This is a genomic window from Lactobacillus sp. UMNPBX17 (assembly GCF_002553735.1).
GTDB lineage: Bacteria > Bacillota > Bacilli > Lactobacillales > Lactobacillaceae > Lactobacillus > Lactobacillus gallinarum.
In genome coordinates, this window is the sequence record NZ_PCYT01000069.1 from 1 (window position 1) to 7,428 (window position 7,428).

Annotated in this window: 5 protein-coding genes and 1 tRNA gene; 5 read left to right on the forward strand and 1 reads right to left on the reverse strand. The window is 37.3% G+C overall.

The features are described 5' to 3' along the window. The first annotated feature begins 110 nt into the window (after positions 1 to 110). The 5 genes from CP368_RS08725 to CP368_RS08750 all read left to right on the forward strand — a co-directional run bounded on the left by CP368_RS08725 (position 111) and on the right by CP368_RS08750 (position 6,368). Positions 111 to 199: transfer RNA gene (locus tag CP368_RS08725), tRNA-Ser, on the forward strand. A gap of 134 nt (positions 200 to 333) precedes the next feature. Then, on the forward strand, positions 334 to 1,722 hold the full coding sequence (locus CP368_RS08730; protein ID WP_087235603.1) for an amino acid permease: 1,389 nt from the start codon (positions 334 to 336) through the stop codon (positions 1,720 to 1,722). 140 nt (positions 1,723 to 1,862) lie between these two features. Then, positions 1,863 to 2,819: a thymidylate synthase gene (locus CP368_RS08735; RefSeq protein WP_098045980.1), complete on the forward strand. Its 957-nt coding sequence runs from the start codon at positions 1,863 to 1,865 to the stop codon at positions 2,817 to 2,819. 9 nt (positions 2,820 to 2,828) lie between these two features. After that, the gene (locus CP368_RS08740) at positions 2,829 to 3,335 is read left to right on the forward strand and encodes a dihydrofolate reductase (RefSeq protein WP_087175838.1); all 507 of its coding nucleotides are present in this window, start codon (positions 2,829 to 2,831) and stop codon (positions 3,333 to 3,335) included. Between the two features lie 618 nt (positions 3,336 to 3,953). Further along, positions 3,954 to 6,368 carry a cation-translocating P-type ATPase gene (locus CP368_RS08750; protein ID WP_087235601.1) on the forward strand — a complete coding sequence of 805 codons (2,415 nt, stop codon included), beginning with the start codon at positions 3,954 to 3,956 and terminating at the stop codon, positions 6,366 to 6,368. A 46-nt stretch (positions 6,369 to 6,414) separates the two neighbouring features. Here the strand turns inward: CP368_RS08750 and CP368_RS08755 are convergent, their stop codons facing one another. Continuing rightward, positions 6,415 to 7,347 carry a DNA/RNA non-specific endonuclease gene (locus tag CP368_RS08755; protein WP_098045981.1) on the reverse strand — a complete coding sequence of 311 codons (933 nt, stop codon included), beginning with the start codon at positions 7,345 to 7,347 and terminating at the stop codon, positions 6,415 to 6,417. Positions 7,348 to 7,428: the final 81 nt, after the last annotated feature.

The window sequence follows — 7,428 nt, forward strand, 5'->3', positions numbered from 1 at the left end:
GAAATTAAGGTTAGACTAATGGTTTAAAGGCTACCGCAAAAACATTGACACTTACAAATTCTAGTTTGTTTTTGATTATCTATAATAATGAGTTATAATGATAACGTTATGGAGTGTTGGCAGAGTGGTAATGCACCGGACTCGAAATCCGGCGAACCAAGTTTTCCTTGGCGCGCAGGTTCAAATCCTGTACACTCCTTAGAATTTTTAGCAAACTACCATGTAATGAATGGTAGTTTTTTTTCTTTTTCTCTTGACAAATCATCAAGTTTAAAATTAAATTTATCGAAGAATATTTTAATAGGATAGAACTGATTTTTTTGGAGTTGTTATATGAGTAAAAAGAATAACGCACCCCAACTGCGCCGTACCATGTCTGCTGGCCAAATGGAGATGATCTCACTTGGTGGAGCAATCGGTGTCGGCTTATTTATGGGGTCAACATCAACTATTAAATGGACTGGTCCGTCCGTATTATTAGCCTACATGTTTGTTGGGTTAATCTTGTACATTGTCATGAGAGCTCTAGGGGAAATGCTCTATGTCAACCCAGGTACTGGTTCATTTGCTGATTATGCAACGGAATACGTGCATCCCTTAGCTGGGTATCTTGCCGAGTGGGCGAATGTCTTTGAATACATCGTCGTAGGGATGTCCGAAGTTGTTGCCGCAACCGAATATCTAAAATATTGGTGGCCGAATATCAGCGTGCTTTGGTCGGGGATAATAATTATCGCCTTTCTTTTGTTAGCTAACCTTGCAAGTGCCAAAGCCTATGCGTCCTTGGAATTTTGGTTTGCTATGATCAAAGTCGTTACCATTATTTTAATGATCATTTTAGGCTTTATCGTTATCTTCTTTGGCGTGGGTAACGGTGGTAAACCTACCGGTTTTAGCAATCTATGGGCACATGGTGGTTTCTTTACCGGTGGTTTTAAAGGTTTCTTCTTCTCTATGTCTATTATTGTAGGTTCTTATGAAGGTATTGAACTTTTAGGAATTTCTGCAGGGGAAGTTGCCAACCCACAAGAAGCAATTGTCAAAAGTGTTAAATCTGTTTTATTCAGAATTTTGATTTTCTATGTTGGTGCCATCTTCGTAATTGTGACTATTTACCCATGGGATCAATTGAGTAGTCTGGGGTCACCATTTGTAACTACTTTTGCTAAAGTGGGAATTACCGCAGCTGCCTCAATTATTAACTTTGTGGTGTTAACGGCTGCGCTTTCGGGTGCCAACTCAGGTATTTATTCTTCAAGTCGAATGCTGTTTAAATTGTCACATGATAAAGAAGCCCCTGGAATTTTCAAGCACATTTCTAAGCGAATTGTTCCAGATCGTGCAATTATGGGTATTTCAGGTGGTATTTTTATCGGTTTTGTTTTAAATGTAATTGCTTCACAATTTAATCATTCAGCTTCTGATTTGTTTGTAGTAGTTTTCAGTTCATCAGTTTTGCCGGGAATGATTCCATGGTTTGTAATCTTGTTAGCTGAACTTAGATTTAGAAGACACAATAAGGACGTAATGGCAAATCATCCATTTAAGTTGCCACTATATCCATTTTCAAATTACTTCGCATTCTTAATGCTCTTAGTCATCGTTGTCTTTATGTTTATCAATCCGGATACTAGAATTTCCGTTATTGTGGGTGCCTTAGTATTGATTGCTGCGACAATCGTATATTTGGTAAGACATAAAGGTGAATTTAAGAAAAATTAGAAGAAAAATCCCAAATTAAGTTTTGGGATTTTTTCTTTGCTTAATTTATATAAACTACTAAATATGACTATATCGCATTATCAAAACCACTATATCTATGGTATTGTAATAGAAAATGATTTTTTGAAAGGTGAACAAAAATGGCGATTCTTGAACAACCATATTTAGATCTATTGCAGAAAATTATGACAGAAGGATATGATAAGGATGATCGAACGGGGACAGGTACTAGGAGTTATTTCGGTGCTCAAATGCGTTTCGATCTTTCGCAAGGTTTTCCATTGTTGACTACTAAGAAGGTGCCATTTGGCCTGATTAAAAGTGAGTTGTTGTGGTTTCTAAGAGGAGATACTAATATTCGCTTTTTATTAGAGCATAATAACCATATCTGGGATGAATGGGCCTTTAAAAATTGGGTTAATAGCAGCGAATATCAAGGTCCCGATATGACGGATTTTGGCTTGCGCAGTCAAAGTGATCCAGAGTTTAACAAGATTTATCAAGCAGAAATGAAAAAGTTTGATCAACGGATTTTGGATGATGAAGATTTTGCTAAGAAGTATGGCAACTTAGGCGATGTCTATGGTGCGCAGTGGCGACATTGGGAAAAGCGGGAAGGCGGATTTATTGATCAGATTGCCGATGTGATCAAGCAAATTAAGGAAACGCCAGATTCACGCCGCATGATTGTTACCGCTTGGAATCCTGAAGACGTTCCGACTAGTGCACTTCCACCTTGCCATGTCATGTTTCAGTTTTATGTGGTTGATGGCAAAATCAGTGTACAGCTTTATCAACGATCAGGGGACATGTTTTTAGGCGTGCCATTTAATATTGCATCATATTCGCTTTTACTTAATTTGATTGCTCGAGAAACGGGTTTGCAAGTTGGTGAGTTTATTCATACATTGGGGGATGCCCATATTTATCGCAATCACTTCAAGCAAGTTGAAGAATTGCTTAGCCGTAAGCCGTATGATTCACCACAATTATGGCTTAATCCTGAAAAGAAAAATATCGAAGATTTTGAAATGAAGGATATTAAAGTGGTTGATTATCAGCATCATGGCACGATTAAGGCGCCGGTTGCAGTTTAGGAGGACGCGATGATCGAGTATGTTTGGGCAGAAGACCAAAAACATCAGATAGGATTAGACGGACATTTGCCATGGCATTTGCCAGCAGATCTGCATCATTTTAAAGAGAAAACCATTGGTCATCCAATTATCATGGGTAGAAAAACTTTCATGAGTTTGCCAAGATTATTGCCTCAGAGAAAGCATATCGTTTTAACTCATGATCAAGATTTGAAAAAGAAGTACCAAGATAATGATCAGGTATTGATTGTTAATTCGGTTGCTGAATTAAATGATTATATTCAAAATCATCAGGGTGAAAAGCTTTGCGCGATTGGTGGGGTGTCAATTTTTAAGACATTGCTTGAGCAAGTAGATGTTTTGGAAAAAACGGAGATTGACGCTACTTTTGAAGCAGATACTGTTATGCCAGAGATAGATTATGATCAGTTTAAGTTGGTGAAGAAAAAACATCATGAAGCCGATGAAAAGAATAAATATCCTTATACTTTTTTGACTTATCAGAGAAAGAATTAAAATAGAGAGCACGTTACTATGATTGTTAGTAACGTGTTTTTACATCTAAAATTTTAGCTAATGCTTTACTATGAATTCATAGTGAAATCCTATATAATTTAGTTATATTAAGGGGAACGCTATGACTACTTCAATTAAGAACTATACCAACACTTTCAATATTAGAGGCAAAGAAATCAAAATAACTGCGCCTGCATGATTTGATGATAGTACTCAAAAAGTTGTTCCAGATATGACTCTAGATAATGCAGCTATAAAGATAGCTCAAGATAAATATCGTGAAATGTTTGATTTCGTTAAACCTGAAGAGATTAAAGCATTACGACAAAAGTGGAATTTAACGTAAAAGCAATTTGCAAAAGTAATAGGGTGGAGCCCTTCTACTGTAGCTTTATATGAAGTAGGTGAAATTCCTACTAAAAGTAATAATCGGCTACTAAAAATGATGATCAAAGATTAAAATGTAATGAAAGAATTCATTGTTGAAAGTAAGGCCGATAGTGATTTAGAAGAACTGTAAAGAAAAAATTAAATCCATTAAAAAAGAGCTTGCAAGTTGCGGGCTCTTTTATTTCTTCGGTATAATAGTACGTAAAAATATTTACTTAGGAAAAGAAAATGAACGAAGAAAAGACAAATTTAGAAACAGGATTAACTACAGCTGAAGTTGAACAAAAAATTGCAGCTGGAGAAGTCAACAAAGCTGTTGACGATCAATTTAAAACAAATAAGCAAATTATTCGTGAAAATGTTTTTACCTACTTTAACTTGATTTTCTTAGTTCTATCTATTTTGCTGGTAGTGGTTGGAGCATATAAGGATTTGACCTTTTTGCCAGTAATTATCTTGAACACCGTGATCGGGATTGTACAAGAAATTCGAGCAAAGAAAATTTTAAGCAAGTTAAATGTGATGAATGCCACGGATATTGGAGCCTTGCGTAATAGAAAAGAAGAGCAAGTTCCGATTGAAAAACTGGTTAAGGGCGATATTGTCTTATTGAAAACTGGGGATCAGATTCCTGCCGATGGTCAAGTCATTAAAGGAAATATCCGCGTCAATGAATCACTGTTAACAGGTGAATCCGATGAAATTACTAAAGAAGTGGGCGATGAATTGATGTCTGGTTCTTTCGTAGTTTCAGGTTCTGCATACATGCAACTAGAAAAAGTTGGTAAAGAAAGCTATATTTCTAAATTAACTATTAAAGCAAAAGCCATGGGAAATAGTGAGCAATCAGAGATGGTTCGCTCCATTAATAAATTGATTAAATGGGTCGGAATCATTATTATTCCCCTGGGAATAGCCCTCTTTTCAATGAGCTTTTTCGTTAATAAAATGTCGCTTTACCGCAGCATCGTTTCCATGGAAGCAGCCATTATCGGGATGATTCCAGAAGGCTTATACCTTTTGACAACGATCGCGTTGGCTCTTTCTGCTGTAAGATTGGCACGCAAACAGGTAATGCTGCATGATATGAAGAGTGTTGAAACTCTAGCTCGCGTTAACGTATTGTGCGTTGACAAAACTGGTACAATTACTGAGCCAAAAATGAGCGTGGAAAAGGCTGTTCCTTCCAAAAATTATCAAGGTGACTTGGATAATGTAATTGGTGATTTTGCTCAAAATATGCCAGCTGATAATGCTACGATGAAGGCTGTTCACGGCTTTTTCACTCAAAATAATGGCAAAAAAGCCAGCAGCATTTTACCTTTTACCTCTGTTAATAAATACAGCGGCGTCATTTTTGACGATCATACCTTATTAATTGGGGCACCAGAAATGGTGTTGAGAGACCAATTTGAGGAATACCAAGCTGAATTTGAAAAATATGCCAAGACTGGTTATCGTGTCTTAATTGTGGCCGATTATCCTGGAATTTTAACTGAAGATGATTCTAAGTTGACTAAGCCAGTTGAAGTCTATGGCTACATTCTTTTGACTAATCCGATTAGAAAAGAAGCTAAAGCAACCTTTGAATACTTTGCTAAACAAGGTGTGGCTATTAAGGTGATCTCCGGTGATAATCCTGTCACGGTTTCGCGAGTAGCGCAGCAAGCCGGTATCCAAAATTCAGATGCATATATTGATGCTTCCGAAATTCCAGAAGATGGTTATGAAGAAGCAGTTCAAAATTATAGTGTCTTTGGCAGAGTGAAACCAGAACAAAAACGTAAATTTGTTAAGGCTTTACAAAAACAAGGTAATACTGTGGCAATGACAGGCGATGGTGTTAATGATATTTTGGCTATGAAGAAAGCAGACTGTTCAATTGCGATGGCATCCGGTAACAGTGCGGCTGTTCAAGCCTCTCAAGTAGTATTGCTTGATTCAAATTTTGCTAGAATGCCTAAGGTGGTAAATGAAGGTCGGCGCGTAGTTAATAACATTCAGCGTTCAGCCAGTTTGTTCTTGGTAAAGAATATCTTCTCATTTTTGATGGCTATCTTCTCACTCGTAATGGTCATTGATTATCCATTACAGCCATCACAGATTACCTTGATTTCTGCCTTCACCATTGGCTTACCATCATTCTTGTTGGCTCTAGAAAGTAATCACAATAGAATTCGCGGACAATTTATTCCCAATATTTTGGCAAGAGCAATCCCTGGTGGGGTAACCGATATGCTGGCGGTAAGTATTTTGGTGGTTGCAGGCGGCTATATATCGCTTGATCATAATGATGTAGGTACAACGGCAACACTTTTATTGGTGGCAGTGGGAATGATGGTACTTTACCACATTTCAGCTCCATTAAATAAATTCCGTTTATGCGTAATGATTGGATCATTCGCCGGGTTAGTTTTAGCGATTATCTTCTTACACAATCTGTTCTCACTGACCATGATTTCTGATAAGGCAATGTTCATTCTATTTATCTTGTTCTGTGCGGCAACTACAATTTTCCGCTGGTTATCAAGAATTTTGGATGGTGTGCAAGAAGTATTGGTTGTCTTTGATCAAAAGGGCAAGAATATGACTTTTGCGGAACTGCATGAAGCTTATCAACGCGGGCGCAAGAGCGTTCAATAAAAAAATTAAGAGCTATCTGTTTAAAAAAGCAGATAACTCTTTTTCATTATCTTAATGATTTACGATAACCAGCACGTCTAGCAGCAGCTTCTGAAGGGAAGTAAACTGCATTGGCTGAACTCATATGATAGTTTTCACCACTGGCAACATGATAAATCTTGCTGCGTTTGTTACCAATTACACGGTAATTTGCAGTAGAAATCTTGTGCTTAATGTTATGAATGGTTCTTGCTTTAGTCACATGATGGCTTCTAGCTTTTACATGTTCAGCAATCGTACTTGAACCATGTTTAACGCGACTAGTACCATCTTTGTAGTTTAAGATTACGCCAGGTTGCTCATTGAAAATATAAACATTGAAATCAACAGCATTGCTGCCGATTGATTTAGCTTCCATTTCAACACCGTTTGCTAACAAGTCATTACCTTTGAAAATTGGTGTAACTCTGTAGCGAACGTAATTACTTGAAGAGTCTTTCAAATAATTGGCAACTTTATTTTCGTACTTGAGCATGTCTGGATCGTTTAATTCACGTGTTCCAGTAATTAGGTTGCGCGGATTATTATTTTGACCGGTTAATTGATAGCCAACTAGGTGACAACGGTTGTAAAGCCAGCCACTAGCAATGCGTTTGTTGTGCCAACCAGTTGGATCCCAAGTCAAACCGGCTCTTGGACTATGGGGCATCAATCTCTTATTCAAAAGGGCATTAGCCGCCTGAGCTCTATTTAAGTAATCTAAATTACTGTATTTTTGCCAGGGACCATTTTTCTTTGACAACGTACTTTTAGAGAAGCGCGGTTCATTATGGTCGACCGTAACAATTTCTTGTTTATGAAATTTCAGATTAGCGAGTGATTTATCTGAAACGGCATAAACGGTTTGGTTATTGCATGGGACATTAGTATTGGCAAAGGAAATCAAGCCTACTGCCGCTACTAATAAGAGAGCCAAACTTCGAAAGTGATTTTTCTTCATTTCTTTCTCCTTAGCAATTATTAAATCGCCGATTGTAAAATCAAGTTGAACACTTTATAAAAATAAAAGTCCATCTGGACC

Bases quoted from the DNA above. Each gene is read 5' to 3' on its own strand.
- CP368_RS08730 (WP_087235603.1), top strand. From the start codon at position 334: ATGAGTAAAAAGAATAACGCACCCCAACTGCGCCGTACCATGTCTGCT.
- CP368_RS08735 (WP_098045980.1), top strand. From the start codon at position 1,863: ATGGCGATTCTTGAACAACCATATTTAGATCTATTGCAGAAAATTATG.
- CP368_RS08740 (WP_087175838.1), top strand. From the start codon at position 2,829: ATGATCGAGTATGTTTGGGCAGAAGACCAAAAACATCAGATAGGATTA.
- CP368_RS08750 (WP_087235601.1), top strand. From the start codon at position 3,954: ATGAACGAAGAAAAGACAAATTTAGAAACAGGATTAACTACAGCTGAA.
- CP368_RS08755 (WP_098045981.1), bottom strand. From the start codon at position 7,347: ATGAAGAAAAATCACTTTCGAAGTTTGGCTCTCTTATTAGTAGCGGCA.